Annotated in this window: 25 protein-coding genes; 18 read left to right on the forward strand and 7 right to left on the reverse strand. The window is 45.7% G+C overall.

Going from position 1 to position 26,013, the window contains the following annotated elements; translation table 11 throughout:
• Positions 1–108 (forward strand): IS110 family transposase (locus V3V99_03305; protein MEE9441674.1); only part of this gene is annotated, 108 nt, incomplete at its 5' end.
• Between the two features lie 115 nt (positions 109–223).
• Here the strand turns inward: V3V99_03305 and V3V99_03310 are convergent.
• The 7 genes from V3V99_03310 to prfB all read right to left on the reverse strand — a co-directional run bounded on the left by V3V99_03310 (position 224) and on the right by prfB (position 8,313).
• Entirely contained in the window at positions 224–1,501 is a 1,278-nt protein-coding gene (locus V3V99_03310; protein ID MEE9441675.1) for a citrate (Si)-synthase, read from the reverse strand.
• Positions 1,502–1,647: 146 nt separating this feature from the next.
• Positions 1,648–3,003 carry an FAD-linked oxidase C-terminal domain-containing protein gene (locus V3V99_03315; protein ID MEE9441676.1) on the reverse strand — a complete coding sequence of 452 codons (1,356 nt, stop codon included), beginning with the start codon at positions 3,001–3,003 and terminating at the stop codon, positions 1,648–1,650.
• A gap of 5 nt (positions 3,004–3,008) precedes the next feature.
• Positions 3,009–3,290 (reverse strand): zinc ribbon domain-containing protein, encoded by a 282-nt coding sequence (locus V3V99_03320; GenBank protein ID MEE9441677.1) that lies wholly within the window; start codon positions 3,288–3,290, stop codon positions 3,009–3,011.
• A gap of 34 nt (positions 3,291–3,324) precedes the next feature.
• Positions 3,325–4,986: a phosphoenolpyruvate carboxykinase (ATP) gene (pckA, locus tag V3V99_03325; protein ID MEE9441678.1), complete on the reverse strand. Its 1,662-nt coding sequence runs from the start codon at positions 4,984–4,986 to the stop codon at positions 3,325–3,327.
• Positions 4,983–6,200, reverse strand: a complete 1,218-nt coding sequence (locus V3V99_03330) for a pyridoxal phosphate-dependent aminotransferase (protein ID MEE9441679.1) — start codon at positions 6,198–6,200, stop codon at positions 4,983–4,985. Before V3V99_03330 ends, pckA begins: the two co-directional genes overlap by 4 nt.
• 3 nt (positions 6,201–6,203) lie before the next feature.
• Positions 6,204–7,196, reverse strand: coding sequence for a phosphate acetyltransferase (pta, locus tag V3V99_03335; GenBank protein MEE9441680.1), 993 nt, complete (start codon positions 7,194–7,196; stop codon positions 6,204–6,206).
• A gap of 15 nt (positions 7,197–7,211) precedes the next feature.
• A protein-coding gene (gene prfB / locus V3V99_03340) for a peptide chain release factor 2 (protein ID MEE9441681.1) occupies positions 7,212–8,313 on the reverse strand; the annotation gives its coding sequence in 2 pieces (ribosomal slippage) (positions 7,212–8,243 and positions 8,245–8,313; 1,101 coding nt in all).
• Between the two features lie 216 nt (positions 8,314–8,529).
• On the opposite strand from prfB, the gene V3V99_03345 reads away from it, so the two are divergent.
• The 17 genes from V3V99_03345 (at position 8,530) to V3V99_03425 (ending at position 25,980) form a co-directional block, all read left to right on the forward strand.
• A complete protein-coding gene (locus V3V99_03345) occupies positions 8,530–9,165 on the forward strand; it encodes an MBL fold metallo-hydrolase (GenBank protein MEE9441682.1) in 636 nt (211 codons plus the stop codon).
• Positions 9,158–9,997: a histidinol-phosphatase HisJ family protein gene (locus V3V99_03350; GenBank protein MEE9441683.1), complete on the forward strand. Its 840-nt coding sequence runs from the start codon at positions 9,158–9,160 to the stop codon at positions 9,995–9,997. The genes V3V99_03345 and V3V99_03350 overlap by 8 nt, the downstream gene beginning before the upstream one ends.
• A gap of 12 nt (positions 9,998–10,009) precedes the next feature.
• A complete protein-coding gene (locus tag V3V99_03355; GenBank protein MEE9441684.1) occupies positions 10,010–10,591 on the forward strand; it encodes a DNA-3-methyladenine glycosylase in 582 nt (193 codons plus the stop codon).
• Between the two features lie 48 nt (positions 10,592–10,639).
• The gene (locus V3V99_03360; protein MEE9441685.1) at positions 10,640–11,911 is read left to right on the forward strand and encodes a Glu/Leu/Phe/Val dehydrogenase; all 1,272 of its coding nucleotides are present in this window, start codon (positions 10,640–10,642) and stop codon (positions 11,909–11,911) included.
• Positions 11,912–11,975: 64 nt separating this feature from the next.
• The gene (locus V3V99_03365) at positions 11,976–12,611 is read left to right on the forward strand and encodes a site-2 protease family protein (protein MEE9441686.1); all 636 of its coding nucleotides are present in this window, start codon (positions 11,976–11,978) and stop codon (positions 12,609–12,611) included.
• Between the two features lies 1 nt (position 12,612).
• On the forward strand, positions 12,613–13,374 hold the full coding sequence (locus V3V99_03370) for a hypothetical protein (GenBank protein MEE9441687.1): 762 nt from the start codon (positions 12,613–12,615) through the stop codon (positions 13,372–13,374).
• Between the two features lie 90 nt (positions 13,375–13,464).
• Entirely contained in the window at positions 13,465–15,378 is a 1,914-nt protein-coding gene (locus V3V99_03375; GenBank protein MEE9441688.1) for an ABC transporter ATP-binding protein, read from the forward strand.
• On the forward strand, positions 15,365–16,477 hold the full coding sequence (locus V3V99_03380; protein ID MEE9441689.1) for a glycosyltransferase family 4 protein: 1,113 nt from the start codon (positions 15,365–15,367) through the stop codon (positions 16,475–16,477). The genes V3V99_03375 and V3V99_03380 overlap by 14 nt, the downstream gene beginning before the upstream one ends.
• Entirely contained in the window at positions 16,474–17,586 is a 1,113-nt protein-coding gene (locus V3V99_03385; protein ID MEE9441690.1) for a glycosyltransferase family 9 protein, read from the forward strand. The genes V3V99_03380 and V3V99_03385 overlap by 4 nt, the downstream gene beginning before the upstream one ends.
• Entirely contained in the window at positions 17,583–18,353 is a 771-nt protein-coding gene (locus V3V99_03390) for a glycosyltransferase family 2 protein (protein MEE9441691.1), read from the forward strand. Before V3V99_03385 ends, V3V99_03390 begins: the two co-directional genes overlap by 4 nt.
• Positions 18,354–18,358: 5 nt before the next feature.
• Positions 18,359–19,450 (forward strand): glycosyltransferase family 4 protein, encoded by a 1,092-nt coding sequence (locus tag V3V99_03395; protein MEE9441692.1) that lies wholly within the window; start codon positions 18,359–18,361, stop codon positions 19,448–19,450.
• 18 nt (positions 19,451–19,468) lie between these two features.
• On the forward strand, positions 19,469–21,643 hold the full coding sequence (locus V3V99_03400; protein MEE9441693.1) for a bifunctional (p)ppGpp synthetase/guanosine-3',5'-bis(diphosphate) 3'-pyrophosphohydrolase: 2,175 nt from the start codon (positions 19,469–19,471) through the stop codon (positions 21,641–21,643).
• Positions 21,644–21,664: 21 nt separating this feature from the next.
• Positions 21,665–22,303: a tetratricopeptide repeat protein gene (locus tag V3V99_03405; GenBank protein MEE9441694.1), complete on the forward strand. Its 639-nt coding sequence runs from the start codon at positions 21,665–21,667 to the stop codon at positions 22,301–22,303.
• A 2-nt stretch (positions 22,304–22,305) separates the two neighbouring features.
• Positions 22,306–23,352: a permease gene (locus V3V99_03410; GenBank protein ID MEE9441695.1), complete on the forward strand. Its 1,047-nt coding sequence runs from the start codon at positions 22,306–22,308 to the stop codon at positions 23,350–23,352.
• A complete protein-coding gene (locus V3V99_03415) occupies positions 23,352–24,086 on the forward strand; it encodes a ComF family protein (protein MEE9441696.1) in 735 nt (244 codons plus the stop codon). The genes V3V99_03410 and V3V99_03415 overlap by 1 nt, the downstream gene beginning before the upstream one ends.
• Positions 24,087–24,127: 41 nt before the next feature.
• On the forward strand, positions 24,128–25,042 hold the full coding sequence (locus V3V99_03420; GenBank protein MEE9441697.1) for a site-specific tyrosine recombinase: 915 nt from the start codon (positions 24,128–24,130) through the stop codon (positions 25,040–25,042).
• Complete coding sequence (locus V3V99_03425) at positions 25,042–25,980, forward strand: GGDEF domain-containing protein (GenBank protein MEE9441698.1); 939 nt, start codon at positions 25,042–25,044, stop codon at positions 25,978–25,980. The genes V3V99_03420 and V3V99_03425 overlap by 1 nt, the downstream gene beginning before the upstream one ends.
• The last annotated feature ends 33 nt before the right edge of the window (positions 25,981–26,013 follow it).

The raw sequence follows: 26,013 nt of genomic DNA on the forward strand, positions 1-26,013 counted from the left end.
CAAGGAAAAAGCAAAATGACCGCCTTGGTTGCAGTGATGAGGAAAATGATAACCATTCTTAACACGATGCTCGCAAAAAAAGAAAGGTGGAACCCTAAATTAGCTTGACATTAAAGACAGTCGCTACCAGATTATTTGTCGAAACCGCAGGGGTTCCGACCTACCAGATTATTTGTCGAAACCGCAGGGGTTCCGACCTACGAGATATTTATTCGTCGGGTGTTTAGGCGCCGACTTTGTTTTTGAGCCATTCGGTGGTCGATGATTTCGGACGCTCAATCGCCTCGCCCCAGGCCCGCGAAACGATAAGCTGAGAAGCCATACCCATCGCACGGGATACCGAGAAAAGAACCGTGTAGTATTCAAATTCGGTCAGGCCGAACTTGTACAACAAAGCGCCGGAACCGGCATCGACGTTTGGCCACGGATCGGAAATCTTTTTGATTTGCCGCAATACTCCGGGGACAACCTCAAAGACGCGCGCAACAGTTTGATACACCGGATCGTCAGCACAGTGTTCCTTACCGAAGGCGAGGAACGCATCGAAACGAGGATCGGTGATTCTCAGGACGGCGTGGCCGTATCCAGGGATGACTTTACCGGAATTGAGAGTGTCCCAGGCGAATTTTTCGAGTTGTTCATTCGTGGGCGCTCCACCGAAATTATCCATGACCTCGATAACCCACTTGAGGCATTCCTGGTTGGCCAAGCCGTGCAGAGGGCCGGCCAGTCCGTTGAGACCTGCGGAAATGGCATAGTACGGGTCGGACAGGGCCGAGGCGACGCAATGGCAGGCGTGGGCCGATACATTGCCGCCTTCATGGTCGCAATGGAGAGTCAGGTAGAGACGCATCAGTTTGGCGAAAATGCCGGTTGGGTCATCGATACCGAGCATCCGGGCATAATCCGCGCCCCAGTCGAGGTTCGGATCGGGAGCGATCAGATCGCCTTTTTTGTAACGGATGCGATAAACACCGGCCGCGAGTTCGGGCAGGATGGCTAATATGCGCATACTGTCTTCGAGGGTCGGTTCCCAGTAATCGGTTTTGGCCATGCCTTCGGTGTAGCGTTTGCGGAAGACCGATTCGCCTTCCATCGCCAGGATACCGGTATCGAGCATGCACATCGGATGAGAATTTTCCGGCATGGCTCGGAGAACGTCCCAGACATAACTGGGAACGCCGGCGTGTTTTTTGTAATCATTCTGCAAGTCCTTGACTTCGTCTTTGGTCGGAAGTTCGCCAGTGACGAGGAGCCAGAAGATTTCTTCGGGCCACTTATCGAATAATTCTTTAAGCCGGATGCCGCGAATAATGAGTCCTTTTTCCGGGGGAACCAGAGAAGTGTCACAAACCAGGCCGCGGACGCCGCGCATACCGCCGTACACCTGCTTGAGAGTAACCTCGGAAACCACTTTTGAGCCGTGTTCCTTTATCAGGTTGCGGATTTCATCGCGCATCCCGGGAATCAAGCTCTCAAATTTGGCCTTTAATTTAGACATTTATACCTCCCAATTTAGTAATAATGATTATCATTCGGTCTAAAAATCTATATTCGACTTTGTGAAACTTATCACTTGGTGACAATAAAATACATTTCTGCAAATTTGTCAATATTTCCTGCGCAATTGACTCCGTTTTTTTTGATTTATTCGAAGATTTTTCCCGGATTTAAGATCTTAAAAGGGTCTAAAACGGTTTTTGTTCTCTTCATGAAATTAAGAGTATTTGGGTCAAACTCATCTTTGATAAATTTTTTCTTGGCGATACCGATGCCATGCTCGCCTGAAAGAGTCCCTCCCAGTTCGAGAGTTTTTTTGAACAGGCGTGCCACACCATCCTGAATCTCGATGTTTTCACGTTCCGAGCCGGTCACGCCGAGGAAATTGACGTGGAGGTTGCCGTCGCCGGCGTGGCCATATGAGTTGATATCGATTTCAAATTCAGCGGCGAGTTCGTTGGTGAACGCCACCAATTCGGACAGGCGGGAAGGAGGGACACAGACATCTTCGGATATTTTAGTTTTGTAAACATGCTTGACGGCATGGGATAAATTTCGGCGGGTGGCCCAGAGGGTTTGTCGTTCGGCTTCATCTTTGGCGCGGCGCAAAATCACGGGGGATAATTTTCTGCAGATTTTGATTATTTCTTCGGCCTCGGATTTGGCGTTAGGGCCATCGGTTTCAAAGAGTAGAAGGGCGGCGGCGGGGTCGATGGCATTGGCGGGATCGTACTGATTGGAGCATTCGATGGCGCCTTTGTCCATGAATTCCATTATGCACGGGACGATTCCGGAAGCTGTGATTTGAGAGACGACGGAAGCGGCGTTGACGGCATTGTTGAAAGTGGCCAGGATGGTATCGCCAGGGACAGGTTTTTTTATCAGGCGGAGGGTGATTTGTGTGAAAACAATGAGGGTGCCCTCCGATCCGACGATAAGGTCAAGAAGGCCGAAAGGAGAAGCGTGGCCGATTTCTAAAATATTACCTCGGGAGTTGATGCCTCGAATGGAGATGGCATAATCTTTGGTGACACCGTATTTTTTGCAGCGCAATCCTCCGGCGTTTTCGGCAAGGTTTCCGGCAATGGTTGATTCCTCAAAGCTGGCCGGATCGGGAGGGTAGAAGAGATTTTTTGATTCGGCCGCTTTCATGATGTTGCCAGTGATAGCCCCGGGGCCGACAATGGCTGTTTGTTTATCCGTGTCAATTTTGATTGAATTCATCTTTTCAATAGAGAGCAGGAGGCCGCCGTTTATGGCCAGGGCTCCTCCGGAGTATCCGGTTCCGGCTCCGCGGGCGATAAACGGGATTTGGTTTTCCCGGCATAAATTGATGGCTGTGACTATATCATTTTCCGATTCGGCGAAAAAGAGAATGTCGGGGACAAAAATTTCCTCGGTAGCGTCCTGGGTGTATTCGGGATAGTTATTGAAATTAAAAAAGACCCGTTCGGAGGGAAGGGTTTTTTTTATAATTTCTATTTTTGTTTTTTCCAGAGACATAGGATTTAGTCTTTTGATATCTTTTTTGCCGATGTGTCGGATTTTTTGGCGGTGTCAGTTTTAGGAATCGGGGGCTTGTCATTGGCGGCATCTTTTTTGTATGAAGCAGAGCGGTAATCAGTCGTGTAAAATCCGGAGCCTTTTAATAAAAATCCAGCGCCGCCAGTGATCAGTCGCTGCGGCTTTTCTCCGCATTTGGGGCATTTTGAAATTGGCTCTTCGACGATGCTCTGAAATTCCTCGAATTCATGCTGGCAGTGTTTGCAAATATACTGGTATGTCGGCATGATAAGAGTTCTCCTGTTAATTCATTTCCTTATTCTAAACGGTAATTTTCTCGGGCAATTCAGGTCCGGCTTCTATTATTTCCCGCGGCATATTATCGGCGAATTTCTTGAAATTCTCGATGAACAACAATGCCAATTGACGGCGCTTATCTCTATACGCATCCGGATTGTCCCTGGTTAGTTCGGGACGGAGGATATGTTTGGGGATGTCTTTGCATATTTCAGGGATATTAAAGCCAAAGACGGGATCTGCGTGATAATCGACATTATCAAGAGTGCCGTCGAGGGCGGCATGAATTAGCGTTCGAGTTTGCGGAATACTCACTCGTTTGCCGACGCCGTATTTGCCCCCGATCCATCCGGTATTGATTAACCAGCATTGAGGGTTGTATCTGAGAATTTTATTCTTCAGCATTTTGGCGTATTTGCAGGGATGGTGCGGCATAAATGGTGCAGCAAAACAAGGACTGAACGTAGCCTCAGGCTCTTTACCCAAATCCATTTCAGTGCCCGGGATTTTCGATGTGTATCCGGATATGAAATAATATATGGCCTGCTCGGGAGTCAGGCGGGCGATGGGAGGTATGACGCCGTTCGCATCGCAAGTGAGCAGGAAAATGTTTTTCGGATGATTGCCAGTTGAGGTTGCAACGCTATTTTCAACAAATTTCAATGGGTATGCCGCGCGAGTGTTTTCAGTGAGACTGCCATCATTAAAATCGATTTCTTTAGTTTCCGGATTATAAATTACATTTTCGAGGACGGTTCCGAATTTGCGGGCGCCGGAGTAGATTATCGGCTGGTCATCGGGAGAGAGGGAAAGAGTTTTGGCGTAGCAGCCGCCCTCAAAATTAAAGATGCCTTCATCATTCCATCCAATTTCATCATCACCAACAAGGTTACGGATGGAGTCGGTTGAGAGCGTCGTTTTACCGGTTCCGGAAAGCCCCAAAAAGAGAGCCGTATTTCCTTCGGAGTCGGTATTGGCGCCGCAGTGCATGGTTAAAACACTCTCTTGCGGCAATAGATAATTCAGGATAGAAAACACGGATTTCTTTATTTCTCCGGCGTATCCGATGTTTCCAATAAGGCATAATCTCTGTTCGAGATTTAATATGACAAAAGCGCTGGAAGCCGTTCCATCGATTTCCGGCGCAGCGCAAAATGAGGGGACGTCTATAATCGAAAATTCGGGAACAAACTGTTTGAGTTCCTGCTCAGTTTGCGGTTGAATCAACATATTGCGGGCATGAAGGCTGTGCCATGCATATTCTGTAATCACTCGCACGGGGAGACGATAATTTTCATCCGCGCATGCGTAACAATCCTGAACGAAAACATCTCTTTTTTGCATGAATGCCCTAATGCGATTGGCCAGGGCGTTGAAATTGTCAGGATTAAAAGGACGATTATATTCACCCCACCAGATATTTTTTCCGGTGGTCGATTCTTTGACAGTAAATTTATCGTTGGTGGAACGGGCGGTTTTTTCGCCGGTGTGAACGATAATCGGCCCCGCTTCTGAGCGAATCCCTTCGCCCCGAAATAAAATTTCTTCGTACAAGTCTTCGGTATTTAGATTCCAGTAAACAGTGTTAAGATTCGTCAACCCAATAGTGTCCAGTCCGAATTCGCTTTTGAATGCTCCGGCCTTATCCGGCGCGGGAGTTTTTATACTCGAGAGATTATTGCTCATAGCCAATCCCTTTTGATTTTCCTGTCACCGATATAGATTTCATCGGGTGAATCGGGATCAAAGGCCCATTTGATACGAGCGACGCCGTCTTTGATATCTTTAACAGAGCCGCAATAGCTCAAGCGCAGATGTCCTTCCAATCCAAATTCTCCTCCCGGAACGGAAACGACTAAAGCTTTCTCAAGTAGGAATTTTGACAATTGGGTCGAGTCTTTTCCAAAGGCACGAAAATCGGGCAGACAATAAAAAGTGCCTTCGGATTTATGCGTTTTAAGACCATTAACGGAATTTAATTCTTCGAGCATAATATTGCGGTTATTTTCAAGCATCAAGCGCAAGTTTTCAACGCTGTTCTGGTCTCCGTTCAACGCTCCCGCGGCGGCCACCTGCTGCACGACGGAGGGGCAGGATGTGTTTTGAGCGGCGACGTTTATAATCGTTTCGGTGATTTCTTTATTAGCGATGGTCCAGCCGATGCGAAATCCGGTCATGGCGTACATTTTGGAGACGCCGTTGACAACGATGAGCAGTGAAGAGTCCGAATTATCTTTGGCGTAATCATAACAAATGGGCCATTTTTTATCGTCAAAGATTAGCTTGTGATAGATATCGTCCATAATCAAATAGACGCCCTTTTTCTCACAAAGCTCGACCAAGGCCGCGATTAACTCTGCCGAGTACATAACTCCCGAAGGGTTATTGGGGCTGTTGACAATGATCGCCTTTGTTTTGGAGCCTAATTTATCACTGATGTCCTGAATGCGAGGCTCAAAGGTACCGTTCGGGGGATTGACGACAACCGGTTTACCATAGAGCATTTTGATAATTTCCGGGTAGCTGACCCAATAGGGAGCGAGCATGATGACTTCATCGTTAGGATTAAGAAGGGTCATCATTAGATTATATATCGCCTGTTTAGCTCCGGCTGAAACGACCACGTTATCATGGGCGAAGGTTTTATGATAATTCTCTTCAGTGTATTTAATTATGGCGTTTATCAGGGGAGCGATGCCTTTGGTGGGCGTATATCTGATTTCGGCGGTCGTTAATTTTGAAGAGGCGGCTTGAATGGCGTCGAAAGGAACTTTTGATTTTGGCTCGCCTGCGCCCAGATGTATGACCGGTTCTCCCGCATCACGCAATTGACCGGCTTTCTGGTTTAGCGCCAGGGTTGGAGATTCGGATATTTTAAGCGCCAATTTACTAAGACTCATTGTTTATCCTTTCAAAAGAACTGCAATGGCCGAGACATCGACGATATCATCGGCGGAACATCCCCGCGAAAGGTCATTGGCAGGTACTTCCAGACCCTGAATAATAGGACCGGTGGCCGTGGCTCCAGCCATGCGCTGGGCCAATTTATATCCGATATTTCCGGCATCAAGATCGGGGAATATCAGGACATTGGCGCTGCCAGCGACGGTTGAGCCGGGAGCTTTTTTCTGACCGATGGCGGGGATGACGGCGGCGTCGAGCTGTAATTCGCCATCGGCTTCAATGTCCGGGTAATCTTTTTTGAATATATCAAGAGCTTCCGTAACTTTATCTATATCGCTATGCTTTGCGGAACCTTTGGTGGAAAATGAAAGAAAAGCAACTTTGGGTTCTTCACCCGTCAGTTTTTTCATCGTATCAGCACTTGAGGCGGCGATAGACGCCAACTGTTGGGGGTTGGGGTTGGGAACCACGGCGCAGTCGGCGAAGGTGAAGACTTTTTCTACGGTATCGAGAAATTTCGGCAGAGTCATTAAAAAACATGAGGAAAGAGTATTTATTCCTTCAGCCAGTCCAATGACGTACAAAGCCGCCCTTAGTACTTTGCCGGTGGTATTGACGGCTCCGGCGACGGATGCGTCGGCTTTCCCTGATTTTACCATAGCAGCGCCGAAGAAAAGTTCCTGTTTCATAAGTTCAACGGCATCGTCTTTGGTCATGCCTTTGGCTTTACGCCGTTCCAGAAGAAGCTCGACGTAGGAATCGAAATCGGGTGAAGATTCAGGGTGGATTATCGAGATCGATTCGGGATCGAGCCCTTGCTGTCCACATAAAGATTTGACCTTATCGATATCGCCGAGAAGAATTACTTTGGCAATGTTCTGTTCGGTCAGGCTTTTGGCGGCGATTATTGAGCGTTCTTCATTTCCTTCGGGCAGAACGACAGTTCGCCCTAAGGCCCGGGCTTTATCTTTAATTTGATCAAGAACTTTCATAATATAAATCCCCTTTTAATTTAATTTTCCCAATCCCGAAGTCAGGAAGGCGTTAATAAAAAGTTCAAGGTCGCCGTCCATGACTTTTTGGATATTGGAGGTTTCCGCGTCGGTGCGATGGTCTTTGACCATGTTATAGGGGTGAAAGACATAACTGCGTATCTGACTGCCCCATTCAATTTTCTTTTTGTCTTTAGTATATTTTTCCTGTTCTTTTTGCTTTTCTTCGAGAGCCAACTGGTATAATCGCGATTTCAATACTTTCATAGCCGAAGCGCGGTTTTTGTGCTGGCTGCGTTCCGATTGGCACTGTACGACGATCCCGGACGGGATATGCGTGATGCGCACGGCTGAAGAAGTCTTATTGACGTGCTGGCCGCCCGCACCGGAAGCTCGATAAGTATCAATTCGTAATTCATCCTCGTTAATATCGATTTCGATATTGTTGTCGATTTCGGGACTGACGTGGATTGAGACAAATGATGTGTGGCGGCGGCTGTTGGCGTCGAAGGGGGATATGCGTACCAGGCGGTGAACACCTGATTCGGATTTGAGGTAGCCGTAAACATATTCGCCTTTGATAGAGATGGTGGCTGATTTTAGCCCGGCTTCTTCTCCGGGTTGATAATCGATCAGGCTAACCGAGTAGCCTTGAGATTCAGCCCAGCGGTTGTACATGCGAAAAAGCATTTCGGCCCAATCCTGTGATTCAGTCCCGCCGGCTCCGGGATGAATTGTCAGAATAGCGTTGCGAAGATCATCGTTTCCGGAAAGGTAGGTGGATAATTCAAAATCATCGACGATTGTGATAAATTCTTCCAGGCTTTTTTTGACGTCGGCAAAGTCTTGGGGGTTATCGCCGGTTAATTCGCTTAGTTCGACTAGGTCGTTAAATTCGGATTCGAGTTTTTCGAATTCATCAACCCATTTTTTATGATTGGCGAGTTCACGCATGACCGCCTGAGCGTTTTCCTGATTATTCCAGAAGTCGGGATCGGCGCTGGTTTTTTCGAGTTTGTTAATTTTTTCACGACGCCGGTCTAAGTCAAAGAAACCTCCCGATTTTGGAAATTCTTGACTTCAAACCACTTATAATCTCTCGTGCTTCATTATCCATAATTTTGTCCTCTGTAAAAGGACGTGTATTTTACAATATTTGTTTCGTCACGTCAATAGATATAATGACTATTTAAATTAATTTTTTTGGCATTTTCCAGAGGAGAATTTACATTTTTTAGGCAATATTTTTTATTTTTACTTAATGGATAAAAAAATCAGTTGCCTTATTATTATTCGGCCTTAGTTTGGTGTAATTCGGCGTGAAAGGATTTTTATGAAAATTGAAACAATCGTTGTGAGTATGTTCCAGACTAATTGTTATCTCGTATATGATGAAAAATCCCAGGAGGGAGTTATAATCGATCCGGGCGACGAGGCAGAGAGGATAATAAGTGAGGCAGATAAATCAGGTATGAAGCCAATGGCGGTGATTTTGACCCACGGGCATGGAGATCATGTCGGAGGGGTTAACGAAATCGTTGATAAATTCAAGATCCCTCTATACGCCGGAAAAGGCGAGGAGGAGCTTCTGGCGTCGGCTGAGAAAAATATGTCTTCGGCGGTGGGGAGTCCGGTGGTGTGCCCCCAGTCGGAGAGACTACTTGTTGACGATGATGTCGTGAGTTTTGGTTCTCATAAATTCACGGTCATTCAAACACCGGGGCATTCTCCCGGAGGTGTGTGTTACTATTTGGATAAAATACTCTTTTGCGGAGATACCTTGTTTTTCGGTTCGATCGGGCGGACGGATTTTCCGGGGTGTAGTCATGAACAATTGATCGAGTCAATCAAGACCAAACTTCTGGCATTGCCTGATGATACGGTCTGTTATCCGGGGCATGGCCCAGCGACATCGATCGGATTTGAGCGTAAATGCAATCCGTTTTTGATTGGAGGCGGCTATGAATGACATGATGGGACCGATGGTGGAACTGGCCGCCGATTTTCATGTCCATCCCAATTATTCGATAGATGCCGAGGGGAGTCTTGATGATTATTGTCAGGCGGCTTTAAATGCATATGTTCTGGAGTTGTGTTTTACGACGCATTATGATGCCGATCCGAAGCATCCTGAGGATTTTGCCATTGTCATTGAGGGTAAGAGGGAGAAGTTGTCCGATGACGCCATTGAGCATTACCTAAAAGATATCGCGCGGGTGCATGAAGAATACGGGATGCTGGGGATGATGGTTCGCTCGGGATTGGAATTCGGATGGTTTGAAGGATGCGAAAAAGAAATATCGAGAGTAATCGAGAAGTTTCCCCTCGATTATAAAATCGGGGCGGTGCATACAATAAACGGGTTGTGTGTTTGTTCAGAGAATGACGCAAAGAAATTATTTGCGGAGATGCCTCTTGATAGAATCGCGGATAATTATTTTGAGAAATTATGTGATTGCGCCGGAAGCGGTTTGTTCGATTGTATCGCGCATATTGATGTTTATAGAAAATATGGGCTGGAGCATTTCGGTGAGGAGATCAACACAATTCACCGGGGACGGATCGAGAAATTGTTTGATATTATGAAAGTCAATGATATCGGGTATGAGATTAATACGTCGGCGATTCGGCATGGTCTGAGCGAATATTATCCCACTATGGAAATCATCAATCTGGCGAGGGAAAAAGGGGTGCGTTTGAAATCGGTTGGATCGGACGCGCATAAGCCGTCACAATTGGCTCTCGATTTTGAAATCGCATCGACGGTGGCGTACGAACTATTTCCTTATACGGATGAATGAGTTGTATCAGGTATGAATCTATCCGGGGCGAAATTATCGAGATCTTTTTATAATCGGCCGACTTTGACAGTGGCCAGGGAACTACTGCGAAAGACAATTGTTTATCATCATCCGGATGGAATAATCGCCGGGGATATAGTCGAAGTCGAGGCGTATATTGGTCAGGACGACCCGGCTTGCCATGCCGCGGTGGGTAAAACGGAGCGCAACTCGGTCATGTTCGGGCCGGGCGGCTTTTCCTATATTTATTTTATCTATGGGATGTATCATTGTTTTAACATTGTTACTGAAGAGAAAAATAATCCGGCCGCGGTTTTGGTCAGGGGGGTGGAGCCGGTGAACGGAATTGAAATACTGAAAAATAGTTCGCCGGAGAATTGTCAGAAATGTACGAACGGGCCGGGGAAATTTTGCCGCGCTTTCGGGTTGACACGGGAACAAAATGGATTTGATCTGACCGGCGAAAAATTATACATCATCGACCGCGGCAAACACGTAATCAATATGAAATCGTCTCCTCGCATCGGTATAAAAAATGGCCGGGGAAAATTGTGGCGATTTTTTGACGGCGATTCCGAGTTTGTTTCGAGATAATAAGCGCCAATTTACAAAAATTAGTTATTTTCCAATAAGGGAGCGATTATGGCTGAGCCAAGATCAAAAACGATTCCAGTATCAACTTATGAGTATGTTTTGCAATACCTGGCCGCAGCGGCTAAAGCGATAAATCTCGATTCGAATCTGCTCAAGATAATTCAGGAACCTCGTAAGGTTACGATGGTGAATTTGCCGATCCAAATGGATGACGGATCATTTCAGACTTTCGTCGGTTATCGGGTGCAGCATTCGATGGTCCGGGGACCGGGCAAGGGGGGGATTCGTTATCATCCCAAGGTGAATCTCGATGAAGTAAAGTCGCTGGCGGCGTGGATGACCTGGAAATGCGCCGTCATGGGGATACCGTTTGGAGGCGCCAAAGGGGGGATCACATGCGATCCGAAAAAAATGTCGCCCAACGAACTTGAGCGATTGACGCGGAGATATACGGCCGATTTGATTGATGTGTTCGGACCCGAAAAAGATATCCCAGCTCCGGATGTCAATACCAATGAACAGACAATGGCCTGGATTATGGACACCTATTGCATGCATTCGGGCAATTATAATTCTTCGGTGGTGACCGGCAAGCCGGTTGTATTGGGAGGCTCGCGGGGACGGCATGACGCCACCGGCAACGGCGTCGGAATTACGATTCGGGAAGCGGCCAAATCCCTGGGGATGAAACTTAAAGATTGCACTGCGGCGATTCAGGGATTCGGCAACGTCGGTTCCATCACGGCCAAATCTCTAAATGGAATGGGCTTGAAGATTATTGCCGTGAGCGACGTCAATGGCGGACTGGAGAATAAAAAAGGAATAGATATAGACGCTTTAATTGAGTATTCCAGCCAGAATAAAGGAAGTATCGTTGGCTTTACCAGGGCGGCGGCGATAGATAATGAAACGATTTTGGAATATGATTGCGATATTCTGGTACCGGCGGCGCTGGAAAACGTGATTACGGATGAGAATGCCGGCAGGATAAAAGCAAAGATTATCGGCGAAGGAGCCAACGGCCCGACGACGCCGGATGCCGCCAAAATATTATTCGAGAATGGCATAACGGTTATACCTGATATTTTGTGCAACGCCGGAGGAGTTACGGTTTCTTATTTTGAGTGGGTGCAGGATCGACTCGGGTATTTCTGGAGTGAGGAAGACGTCAATAACCGTCTGGAAGAACACATGGTTCGGGCGTTTACCGATGTTTATGAAGTTTCCAAAGAGTTTAAATGTTCGCTCCGGTTGGCTTCTTATATTCTGGCTGTTCGGAGAGTGACCGAAGTTTTGCTCCTGCGCGGAGTTTATGCTTAAAAATTCTTTGACTTTAACCTCGAAGCATCGTATAAAGGCATAAGTATTTACTTCGAGGTTTTTTATGAATGTACAAACAATAGTCCTTGCCGCTCCGGCAATAATATTTTCGCTGACGGTGCATGAATTCTTCCATGCCTGGACGGCTAATAAATTAGGCGATCCGACTGCCAAAGATATGGGTCGATTGACTCTAAATCCCCTGGCCCATCTGGATTTAATGGGTACTTTGATGCTGGTTGTCTCGAATTTCAGGTTTGGGTGGGCCAAGCCGGTTCCGGTCAATCCCTATAATCTAAAGAATCTACGCCATGATGATTTTTGGATTTCCGCGGCCGGGCCGCTATCGAATATGGGATTGGCGTTGATTTTTGGAACATTATGGCGAATCCTGTCAGGATTAAATATGTTTCCGAATTTTGACGCTTTTTATTTATTTCTGTTTTTTATGATATCTATAAACGTATCCCTGGCGATTTTTAACTTGATTCCGATTTTTCCTCTGGATGGTTCTCATATTTTGCGGAATATTGCGCCCGAGAAATACGGTCCGTTTTTTGACAGTATCCAGCGTTTTTCTCCCATAATCCTGATGATATTGATATTTAGCGGTTTTGTTCTTCCGGTATCATTAATCTGGCTCATCCTGGGGCCGTTTATTAAATTTTTTGTGCTTTTGTTTTCCGGCATTTCGATGTAAGATGACGCGCTTTTCGATAATAATCGTATGGTGCCTGATTATTGTTTCGTGTACTCCGTACAAGGCCGGTCGTATAGATGATAAAAAAGTTATCCATGATTATTCAAGTAATGTCAGCCAACGATCCGGACAATTCCGCTCGGCGGCCTATTTGATTGACCTGCGGATAAACGATGATGGAAAGAAATTTTCGGTGACGACCGAAGTGTATTTTTCGGGTGATTCGGTTGGATTTTATGGTCGGGGATATGTGGGCAAAGGGGCTTTTAAGGGAAATGTCATAAATGATGTTGTGACGGTATATTTTAGTTCTGAGAATGAATATTTCTCCGGGCAGTTGGCGGAATTGAATTCCGGGTCGGAATGCTCAAGTCCAGGTGAAGTATTACTTTATGTATTATCGTTATTATCCGGCAGAATAGATACTTACGAAGTTGATGATTTTGCGGTTTTCTATGATAATCCCTGGAGATTGAAATATCAGGATGGCCGATTTGACCGTACAATATTACTAAATAAGAGGCGGCTTCCCAAGAAAGAAAAATTGATCGATTCAAATTGCGGCGATTCCATAGTTGTCAATTATGGTTCTCATTCGACTAAGTATCCATTTTATAAAACGAATGATATTCTCTATTATAACGATAACTACAATTTCCGCGCCCGGGGATTTGTGCGGGAACAACAATACAATATTCAATTAAAAAAGCGGAAATTTGAAGTCGTTTTTCCCGCCTCGGCGCGGAGAATTGAATCAATCTAATTTTTTTTGGTGTTTGTTGAAGGAGCCTTCAGCCAGTTTTCAATATCCCCCGGTTGACGGGGATTAGCCGATATATTATGTTCCAAATCTATGGCTAATTTGTACCTGAAAACTTTTCGCCTCATCCGGCCGTACTGGTTTAGGCTGGTCGTGTCATCGTTATCGGCGATGATGTTCGCGGTATTATCCGGGGCGCTGATATGGATGATCGGGCCTTTGTTGGGAACGCTATTTTCGCCCGATGGAGGCGATCTGACGGGACTGTCCGGTTTGACGCCGCCGTCGGCGATAGTCGAATCGGTTGAAAATCCGGAAGGGGCGAAGACCTTTATTGATAAAGCGCTGGAGACGCCTGAAGAAATAAAAATTTGGATAAAAACCAAAATCGACAGTATTATTGTCCGGCCGGACAAGACCGATACGCTGGTCCGGATCTGCTGGGTGACGCTTCTGATTGCTGTTTTGAAAAACGTCTTCCTGTACATCCAGGGATTTTTTATGGCGTTTGTACAACAGTCGTTTATCCGCAATATTCGCAATCGCCTTTTTGAGCAGTATCAGAAATTATCAATGGCGTATTTTCATCGAACGCGAACGGGTCAGTTGATGTCACGAGTGACCAATGATGTGGTTGTCCTCAATGAAACTATTGATATTGGCTTCAATCATCTGGTAGCGGATTCACTGGCAGTGGTGATTTTTGCCTCGTTTCTGATTATTCTAAGCTGGAAGCTGACGCTTCTGGCGTCAATCGTTTTGCCGATTATATTTTATTTTATCTATTTCGTGGGACGGAAGCTGCGGAAGTATTCGGTACGGTCGCAAGAGCGGATGGCCGACGTTACATCGGTGCTGGAAGAGAATGTATCCAATATTCGAATTGTCAAGGCGTATGCCATGGATAAATTCGAGATTGGCAAATTCAATAACGCGACCCATCGATTTTTCAAAGCTCTCCTCAAGATGGTCAGGGTGCGGATGCTGGCGACGCCAATCAACGATATTTTGGCGACGGCGGCGGGATTATTTATTTTGTGGTATGCCGGAACCAAAATTCTGGCGGCCGAATCGACGTTGGAGGCTGAAGATTTTATCCTGTTTATATTTGCCATGTTCTCGATGATTAAACCGGTCAAATCGCTTTCCAATATTCATATTAAAGTTCAGGAAGGAATGGCGGCGGCGGGACGGATATTTGAAGTCTTGGAAACGCCACCGCGGGTGATGGATGCTGATAATCCGGTCGAGATAAAGAGCTTTACGGATTCGATAAATTATAAGAATATTGTTTTTGCTTATGATACCGGCGACCGGGTGCTGGATAAGATATCGTTTGAGGTCAAAAAGGGACAGATATTCGCGGTGGTTGGACCGAGCGGGGCCGGGAAATCAACATTGTTTGATTTGTTGCCGAGGTTTTATGATCCTCAGGCCGGCCGGATCGAGATTGACGGCATCGACATAAAAAATACCTCTATTCGTAGTTTGCGATCGCTGATGGGAATCGTTACTCAGGAAACTTTTTTGTTCAATGATACGGTACGGAATAATGTCGCTTACGGCATATCTGATATTTGCGAGGATGATCTCGTCTCGGCGGCGAAGATGGCTAATGCTTATGATTTTATTCTGCGATTGCCGGATAAATTCGAAACGCAAATTGGCAATCGAGGCGTGATGCTTTCCGGGGGACAGCGGCAGCGATTGGCCATCGCTCGGGCGCTTCTGCGGAATCCGGATATTTTGATTTTTGATGAAGCGACCTCGTCACTGGATACGGAATCGGAGGTTCAGGTTCAGGAGGCGATTAATCGTTTGATGCAGGGCCGGACGACGCTGGTCATCGCGCATCGGCTGTCAACGATTACGTCGGCGGATAAAATTCTGGTTATGGATAAGGGACGCATCGTGCAGCAGGGGAACCATCAGACGCTTTTGGACGAAGGCGGTCTGTACGCCCGGTTGTATCAAATGCAGTTTCAGAATAGCAATGGCCTGTCTTAATATTTTATTTCTCAATTCGATTGATAAGTCGATCTGGGGCGGTTTGGAAAACTGGATGGAGATGTGCGGTCTGGGTCTGGCTCAAAAAGATCATCGCATATTTTTTGCCGGTCGCAGCGGTTCGGAGTTTTTAAAAAGGATTTCTTCGCATCTGAGTTTAACCGTTTGTCCATTGAAAATATCCGGTGACTTTAATCCGTTTGTGATTAAGAAGATTTCAAATTTATGCCATCTATATTCGATCGATGTTGTCGTTTGTAATTTTGTCAGGGATGTGCGGATGGCGGGGTTGGCGATGATATTTGGCGGGAAGTATAAAATTGTCTGGAGTCCGGGAGTAAATTTGGCCAGGAAATCGTGGTCACATAAGCATTTGTTTTCTGGATTTGTTGATTCGGTCATTGTGCCGTCGAGCCATTTGCGAGATGAGATTGTTGAATCGGGTTATATTGAAAATCGCGAATTTGATATTATTCCGATTGGAATCGATCCGGAATTGTGGAAATTAAACCGGGAGGATGGACGGGCATTTTTAAGGGGAAAATATAATATTCCTGACGATGCGTTTGTGTGTTTGACGTCGGGGAGATTTGTTGAGCAGAAAGGCCATAAGTACTTGATTGAAGCAGCAGAGCTTCTTTTGAAAAAATACAAAAATATCTTTTTTCTCTGGCTGGGTGATGGGCCATTACAGGGTAAGCTGGAAAAGCAAATTGACGCCATCGGATACAGTTCTCGATTTATTTTTGCCGGGTTGCCGGAGAAACATCAGCGGGCCGTGTTTAGTTCTGATTTATATGTTCATCCGGCGGTGATCGAACCGTTCGGGATTGTCCTGGTCGAAGCGATGGCGGCGGGATTGCCGATTGTGGCGACGCGAGTGGGGGGAATTCCCGAAGTTGTATCGGAAAACGAAAACGCGATTTTAGTCAATCCTGGCGATGCGGCCGATTTGACAAAGGCGATAGAACGGTTTTATAATGATAAGGAATTACGCGAGAGGTACGGCCGGACCGGATATGGAAAATTCGTGGAGAAATTCAGTTCGGAAGTTATGGTCGATAAAGTTGAAGCGCATTTATTGAAGCTGGTGAAATGAAGAAACCTATTCTCAAAAGGCTTGAGCACGGATTCAAGCGAATGTTATTTTGGGTGTCGCGCCTGTATTTGAAAAAGGGGCGGAAGGATTTCACGTCTATAAATCCGTTGGAAATCAAAAAAGTCCTTTTTCTTCGGCCGGAGAAATTGGGGGATATGGTAATCTCGCTGCCAGTATTTTATAATCTCAAAAATCTCTATCCGCATTTGAAATTATTTACAATCTGCTCGCCGAGGAATATTGCGGTTGTGAAAAATAGCGCTCATATCGAAAAGAACTTCCTTTATACCAAGAATTTTTTCCGCGACCTGAAAGTGCTCGGTAAGGTGAGAAGTCTGAAAGTTGACGCGGTGGTGGATATGATTTGTGATGATTCGGTGACGGCCTTATTTCTATCGCAATACAGTTCTCCGGGCGCATGGCGCATCGGGGTCGGCAAAACGAGGCATCGCGAATATTATGATTTCAATTATAAATACCGCACCGGCGATGAGGCGCATGTTGTTGACAACACCATCAAACTTCTAACCGCTTTTGGAATTGAAACCGATGATTTAGAAAAGCATGTTCCTCCGACGATTGATGAAAAATGTTTTGAAGTCGCCGAGCGATTCATTAAATCGATTCAAGACGGCACGGGAGATAAATTAGTAGGACTGAATATTTCGGCGGGGCGGGCAACCCGGGTCTGGCCCGTAGAGAAAAATATCGAATTGGTCAACAGGTTTCTTGATAATCATGAAGGATTTCGGGTAGTGATATCGTCTGATCCAACCGAACGAAAACGGGCCGAAACTCTGGCGAGCAAATTTGATTCGAGAGTCTATACATTTCCCGAAGGGCTTAATCTACTGGAAGTGTCGGCGATTATCAGCCGTTTGGAGCTTCTTGTAACGCCCGATACGTCATTGGTACATATCGCGCGGGCCTTCAGGATCCCGGTGGTTGGTTTATATACTCGCTTCGACAAGAATTTCAAATTGTGGAAGCCGTATAATCAGGACGGGGGAGCGGTGGTGTCGAATAACAATTACAATATCTTTGATATCGAGGTCGATGACGTATATAATGAAGTGTCGAAATTATTGAAAGCAGAGGTTTCCCGGTGAAAATATCGGCCATACTTATTACCAAGAATGAAGAGGCCAATCTTGAGCGATGTCTGCAATCGGTGTCATGGGCAGATGAAATAGTGATCGTGGATTCGCATTCGACCGACCAGACGATTGAAATCGCTCAGAAATTCGACGCTCGTATTTTTAGTCCGGAATGGACCGGTTTTGGTCAGGCCAAGCAGTTCGCTCTGGACAAGGCTACCGGCGGCTGGGTTCTTTCTATCGATGCCGATGAGGAAATCTCCTTCACGCTGAAAAATGAAATCCTGCAACTTTTGGAAAAAGACCCGCCGCATGATGGCTATTTTATTCCTCGCAAGACGCAATTTTTGGGTAAATGGATTTTGTTCTCGGGATGGTATCCCGATTTTGTTTTAAGATTGTTCAAAAAATCTACCGGCCGGTTTACCGATGTGCTGGTGCATGAAAAGGTCGAAGTCGACGGCCCGACAGGCAAGCTGCATAATCCCATGATGCATTATTCGTATCCGACACTGGAGGATTATCTGCGCAAGCTTGACCAGTATTCAACTTTGGGCGCGGAAGAATTATTCAAAAGGGGCAGGAAGTGCTCACCTTATTATCTGGCCATAAAACCGCCGTTTTCTTTTTTAAGGAAATTTATAATTCAAAAAGGATGGCGGGATGGCTGGGAAGGTTTCTTAATCGCTTACCTGACATCAACCGGGACGCTGCTCAAATACGCCAAGCTGCGTTCAATGTATATTGAGGCGCAAAAATCCAAACGGATGGCGATGTAAAGATCATGTCCGGAATTTCCGTATTGCACATCGATACCGGCCGGGAATTTCGCGGCGGCCAGAGACAGGTTTTAATGATGACCCGGGAACTCAAGCGATTGGATATTGCTCAAACAATCGCGATTCCGGATGATAGTGAACTGGATCGACGCATTGATTATATTCCCAAAATTAAGCTGGCGTCAAAGTCATTATTAAGAAAAATTCTGACCGGGAAAATTAGTAAAACTGCCCGGGAGAAAGATGTTAATATCATTCATGCTCATGATTCCGAAGCGCATACAATTGGATTGAGATTAAAAAGCTCTTTTCCTAATCTAAAGTTGATTGTTACTCGTAGAGTAATTTTTCCGCCCTCAGGATGGTTGAGCCGAAAGTTTAAATACTCCGACAAAGTGGATAAATTTATCGCCGTCAGCAATGCCGTGGCGGTGGGACTTGTCAAAGTCGGTGTGGATAAAGATCGCATAGAGGTTATCAATTCGAGCCTTTACATAAACGACATTAAAAATAATGACAGTGATTGGTTAGTGCCCGAACAGATTCGTGAAAAATGTGATAAATTTATCGTAACGGCGGGGGCTTTGACCGGGGAAAAAGATTTTTTTACGGCAATAAAAGCAGTATCGGAAGCTGAAAAAAGGATACCCGGAATTGGTTTGTTGATACTTGGCGAGGGACCGGAACGCTCAAAATTGGAAAAATATGTTGCCGAATCAAATGCGAAAAACATATTCCTTATGGGACATATTGAGCCGATGGCGCCGGTTTTCAAGAAATGCGAACTATTCTTACTTACTTCTAAAAGTGAGGGTCTCAATAATTCGGCGGTGGAAGCCGAAGCATGCGGATTGCCTCTGGTGGTTTCCAACGTCGGTGGTTTACCGGAAATAGTCAGCAATGGTGTCAACGGATTGCTGTGCGACGCAGGTGATTATAAAAGCTTTGCTGACGCGATTGTTAAAATACTCTCGGATGAACTTATTCGAATACGGATGCATATGAAATCATTGGAAATTTCCGATAAATTTGATATCGTTGAGAATGTCCAAAAAATTTCCGATATGTATAAGAGAGTGCTTGCCGAGAATAACTAAGGCGTATATGTTGATATTATGCTGAATTTGGCTCAATTCATAATACAGATTGAGGCGTTTAACGCCAATGTTAATATTCCTCTGATTCGCAAGGCCTACGAATTTTCGAGCAACTCCCACGCGGGCCAGAAGCGGGAATCGGGCGAGCCGTACGCGACACATTGTCTGGAAGTGGCTTTTATCCTGGCGGAGCAGCATTTGGATTCGGCCACAATCGCGGCCGGTTTGATTCACGACATTGTCGAAGATACTCCGATTACGATTGATGTCGTTAAGAAGGAATTCGGTGAAGAGATCGCGCTTTTGGTTGACGGCGTTACCAAGCTGGGTAAAGTTAAGTTCAAATCGCGCGAGGAAGAGCAAGTAGAATATTTCCGTAAAATGCTTCTTTCCATGGCGCGGGATATACGAGTAATTCTTATCAAATTAGCCGATCGCCTGCATAACATGCGGACGTTGGGATTTTTGAAGGAGGACAAGCAAAAGCGTATCGCCCGCGAGACGCGTGAAGTTTACGCGCCCCTGGCTCATCGTTTCGGCATCGCCCGAATGAAGACGGAACTGGAGGATTTGAGTTTTAAGTATCTTCAGTCAAAAGAGTATGAATTAATATCCAAACAGCTGGAGATGACCCGTCAGGAGCGGGAAGGATACATTCGTCAGGTAACGGGACCGATTAAAAAGGCGTTAATCGCTGAAGGAATAAAGATATCGATCTCCGGACGAGCTAAGCATCTCGATAGCATTTGCCGGAAGATGAGATTGAGGGATTTGCCGATTGCGGAAATCTATGACCTGCTGGCGATTCGGATTCTCGTTTCATCCAAAAGAGAATGTTATCACGTTTTGGGCGTGATTCATACACTTTGGAAACCGGTGCCCAATCGATTTCACGATTACATTGCCAACCCTAAACAGAACGGATATCAGTCTCTGCATACGACAGTTTTTGGGCCGTCAGATCGGATGCTGGAGATTCAAATTCGCACCAACGGTATGCATCAGATAGCCGAGTATGGCATTGCCTCGCACTGGCTTTACAAAGAGGGGCGGCAACAGATGGATAAGGCGGATCGACAGATGAGCTGGCTGCGCGAGGTTTTGGATTGGCAAAAGGATTTGAGCAACCCTTCTGAATTTCTTGAGTATTTAAAAATCGATTTGCTTCAGGAAGACGTCTATGTTTATACACCGCGTGGAGATCTGATTCATCTACCGGCCGGTTCGACCGCTCTTGATTTTGCCTTTGCTATTCATACCGATGTCGGATTGAAAACTATCGGCGCCAAGATAAACGGCAAGATGGTTCCTCTGGGATTCAAACTAAAATCAGGTAATGAAGTCGCTATTCTGACATCGCCCAATCAAAAGCCCTCCAATGATTGGCTAAGGATTGTCCAGACATCCAAAGCACGCGCTAAAATAAAACGTTGGCTAAAACAACAGGGTTATGAGCAATCGGTTAGCCTGGGGCAGGAAATGTTCGACCGCGAGTTGAAAAAATCTCGGATAGCGATGCCGGCGGCGGCGGAAATGGAAGATATCGCGCAGTCTCTTAGCTTCGTATCGATTGAAGGAATGATAGCCGCTATTGGCAACGGTACTCTTTCGGTACAGCAGATCATAACCAAGATCGCTCCCGACAAAGATACTGAAATCAAGTCGACTTTGGTAAAGCGATTTATTGATACGGCTCGGGGAAGCAAAGGGATTAAAATACAGGGTATCGGCAATATGATGTTTCGTTTCGCGGGATGTTGCCAACCGGTGCCGGGAGAAAAAATAGTCGGATTTATAACCCGCGGCCGTGGGATAACTATTCATCGGGCCGATTGTCCAACGGCCCTGGAATTGACGGAATCTCCGGAACGAGTAGTCGAGGTTGAGTGGGATGTTGCCAAAGACCAGGCCTTTATTGTCCGATTGGATGTTTTACTTGAAGATCGAAAAAATATGCTGCGTGATATAACCGAGGCGATTTCTGATTTGGATGGCGATGTTCGGGGGGCAGAGATTTTTGGAGAAGGCAGTCCTGTCACCGGGGCCTTCGTTATAGAAATTAAAAACCTTTCCCATTTAAACCGGGTTATACAGAAGATAAACAGAGTTAAGGGAGTGATATCAATTGAACGAGCCAAGGGGGCGGATTTCGCACCTTTTGACAAACGCGATAATGGCAAGAAGAACAAATAATTTGGAAAGGTCTGAAGATTTATGCCTGTCAAAATATGCCAAACCTGCGGGCACGGCTTGAGTCCAACCGCGAAATTCTGTCCCGAATGCGGGGCTTCCGTGAAAAACGGCCAAAAGCAAAAGACCGCCTCAGCGGGGAAAAACCATGTGATTATAATTGCTGTATTAGGTGTGGCGGCAGCCATTTATTTGGGATCTTTATTAGTAGGTGAAGAAGATCAAATTGCTCAGGCACCGCATGATTTCTCAAATATTCCTTTGACAACCGAGTTGGCCACCTACAGAGACAATCTTCCTGATTCTTTTGAACCCCTGGTACAGATGGGCAATTCTCTTATGGATCAAGGCCAGTTTCATCTGGCTCTTGAATGTTATTCCAAAGCGCTGCAAATTGATTCGATAGATGTCAATGTGCGTGTTGATTTGGGCACGTGCCAGCATAGTATCGGTAATAATCAGGCCGCGATTGCTCAGTTTAAGAAGGCTCTTGAATTTCAGTCCGATCATCAAACCGCTAAATTTAACCTGGGAATTGTTTATTATTCAATGGCTGATACCGCAAATGCCATAGAATGGTGGAGCAGACTTCTGGAAGAAGACCCGCCTCCGGAACTTCGCAGCCGCGCCGAAGAGTTAATGATGCAACTTTTACAGGAATAGATTTGGATTTATTAATTAAATGGCTGGAGCTGACCTCGGATATGATTACCCGGTCGGCTCTTTTGCTTTTAGTTGGATTTTTCATCGCTGGAATAATTCGAGCCTTGATTACTCCTAACGCGATGAAATCTTTGTTTGGCCGGAAACCTCTGGCGCAGATTTTCAGGTCATCTGTTATCGGGATTCCATTGCCGTTGTGCAGTTGTTCGGTGCTTCCGGTAGCCGATCAATTGCGTCGTTCGGGTTTATCACGGCCGGGTACGGTTTCATTTTTGATATCCACCCCTGAAACGGGCGTCGATTCGATTGCTTTGAGTTATCGCCTCCTGGGTCCTTATTTCGCCATGATACGGCCGATTGCGGCTTTGATAACGGCGCTTATCAGCGGTTTAATTTCCTGGCTTTTTAATCGAGATGAGGATAAGAGTCCGATACTTGAAATGCCAATAGCAGATGATAATAAGCCCGGGAAATTAATCGAACGCCTGATCAACGGCCAGAAATATATAGTCAAAAGCGTATATCCCGAACTGGCCTACTATTTATTTTGGGGATTTTTATTAGCGGGTCTGGCTGCTGCGATAATTCCATCCGATTTAGTCAAGGATAATGTCTCCGCATGGATTCAATATATCGCGGTTATAACGGTCAGTTTGCCGGTTTATGTCTGTGCCACGTCATCAACGCCGATGGCCGTAGTGCTATTGTCTATGGGTGTTACGCCGGGGGCGGTACTTGTATTCTTATTAATCGGGCCGGCTACGAATATGACATCGCTCGTTGTCCAGAAGCGGATTCTGGGATATAAGGGAATGATTTTGATGACGGTGAGCATAATAGTCACCTCAGTGATCCTCGGAATATTGATAGATTTATTTAACAAAGAACTGTTTGCTTCACATTATTTTATGCCTGATAGCGGTGTCGAAGGTGAACTGGTTGGCTGGTATGATTTAATCGCGGGCTTGTTTTTGGCAATAACTATGATTTTTTATACGGGGAGATATTATTTTCGCAAAGTAATGAGTAAGGTAAACAAGGGGAAATAATGGGCAATGTGAGCGCGGGCGTCTTCAAATATATTAAGCAGATTTCAAATGGGTTGGTCGATCTGATTTACCCCCCGGTATGTTGTATTTGTAATGGGAAAGCCGATTCGGATGATCGCCTGATTTGTGTTCGCTGCTGGGATGTCATTCAGGGATTTGACGCCGCCTATTGTTCTCAATGCCGGTCGTTTCTAAAACACGGGACGATGTGTCGGGATTGCGGCAGTGAATCGATTACGGTTTCGTCGTTGGGATATTTTGAGTCTCAATTGCGGGATGTAATTCATTACCTGAAATTTGAAAATCTTAAGCCCCTGGCAAAAAAAATCGGCGAGAAACTGGGAGAAAAGCTGATAGAGCATGATTATATCAAGAAGATTGATTTAATCGTTCCTGTGCCTCTGCACCAATCCCGGCATTATGCAAGGGGATTCAATCAGGCTGAAGAAATTGCCCGGGCTATCTCTTTAAAAACGGATTTGCCGGTTCATTCGGAATTACTTTATACGACTCGAAAAACTAGACAACAGGCCAAGTTGCACGGGCATGAAAGGGAAACCAACGTTCGAGGGGCATTTGCTGTTGACGATTCCGATGGCATTTTAAAGCAAAAAATAATTTTGCTTGTCGATGACGTGACTACTTCGGGAGCAACGCTGCGAGAGAATGATAGAGTCCTCAAAGAGGCCTCAGCAAGGAGAATTATCGCGGCGGTGGCGGCGACTGCCGTCTAAAACTTGTTGCCTTATCCAATCATAATCATCAATATTAAAAAATGCCGGAATTATCTGAAAAATTCAAAGAATGCATAAAACAAGTAGATGAATTTCTCCGGGCAACGGCTCTGGAAGAAGGATTGTCGCCCAATACAATTGACGCTTACCGACGAGATTTATATGATTTTTTTGGTTTTCACGATGGCAAATATCCGAACGATATAAAAAGAAAAGATATTTATCAATATATTCATGACTTATATGCCTGCGGAATAAATCCTTCAACGATCAATCGACGCCTTTCGGCAATCAAGAAATTTCTCAAACATTTGGGGCATACCGAAATTACCGGAGATATTCAGGGGCCTCGTTTGACGAGAAAACTGCCGGTGGTACTATCGGTCAATGAGGTCGAAAAAATACTCGAGGGAGCCCAGGGCGATAATCCTCTTAAAATCCGCGATAACGCCATTTTGGAAATTCTCTATGCCGGAGGATTAAGGATTTCCGAGCTAATCAATTTGGATCTGTCGGTATATGTTCCGGAGATATCCTATATCATGGTGACCGGTAAAGGGAATAAGGAGCGTTTGGTTCCTCTGGGTAGTTATGCGGTACAGGCAATCGACCGATATATAGATAAATCGAGACCAATATTAGCCCGAAAAGGCGGCGGCAGCAATCGGTTGTTTTTAACCCGATTGGGCCGCGGATTCAGCCGTTCGGGCATGTGGAAATTGATACGCGGTTATATCATGAAAGCTGGGATAATAAAAGAAGTAACCCCGCATACATTCCGTCATTCCTTCGCGACTCATTTATTGGAAGGCGGCGCTGATTTGAGGGTCGTTCAGGAATTGCTGGGGCACGCCTCAATAAGCACGACGCAGATATATACTCATCTCAATAAAGAATATCTGTTGGAAATACATCGGCAGTTTCATCCCCGGGCAATTTCGAAAGGCCGGCGGTGATGCTGCATATTGCCAATCATACCCAGGGTAATCAGGCCGAGTTTTTTTTCTCGCGGATTATTGAAGGTAAGCAGGTTTCTCTGCATAGATTCAGCACCATTGAAGAACTTTTGACCCTGGCCCAGAGATTTAATCTTGATCTGGCCTTTATGGGTACCAGCGGATCGGGTAACGGGTCGATTATGCACATTCTTGAGATGAATCGCAGGATTAAGGATCATACCTATCTGGCTATTTTACCAACGGTTTTATATCAGCCCGAGCCGGAAAATACGACCCTGACGGCAGCATTTGAAAACGGCGCAGATGAGTTCTTTACCGACGCGATACCTCTCAATATCGCCCGGACAAAAACGGTTATGATTATTCATCGCGCTATACGGGATTTGTCGGTTAATCCGTCGAGCCGTTTGCCCGGCCCGGCCATAATCGAAAAAGAGATTGAATGTCAGATTGAACTCGGTCAGCAATTCGCGGTGTGCTACGCCGATCTGGACAATTTTAAGGCCTTCAATGACTATTACGGATATTACTACGGCGACCGAGTAGTTCGCCTGACGTCAAGAATTATCAAGGATATTGTTTTTGATTTATGCCGCGAAGGATTCGTCGGGCATATCGGGGGGGATGATTTTATTTTTATTATTCCCGGGGAGTTGGTGCCCAATATCTGTGAGAATATCCTTCGGACTTTTGATGCATTTATTCCCTTCAGGTATGCCCCCGAAGATCGGGAACGAGGATATATAATTACCAAAAACCGCGCCGACGAAGAAGAAAAATTCGAGATAATGACGTTATCGATTGCGGTCGTGATAAATAAGGGCAAGATGTTCAAACATGTCGGTGAGCTATCGCACATGCTGGCCGATTTGAAGAAATATACCAAATCCCTGAAAGGGTCCAACTACGTCATTGAACGGCGTAAGAAGTATTAGTGGCCATCAAATAATACCTAAAATGGTAATAGG

The sequence above is a fragment of the Candidatus Zixiibacteriota bacterium genome, assembly GCA_036480375.1.
In the GTDB taxonomy this organism is placed as follows: Bacteria; Zixibacteria; MSB-5A5; order GN15; family JAAZOE01; genus JAZGGI01.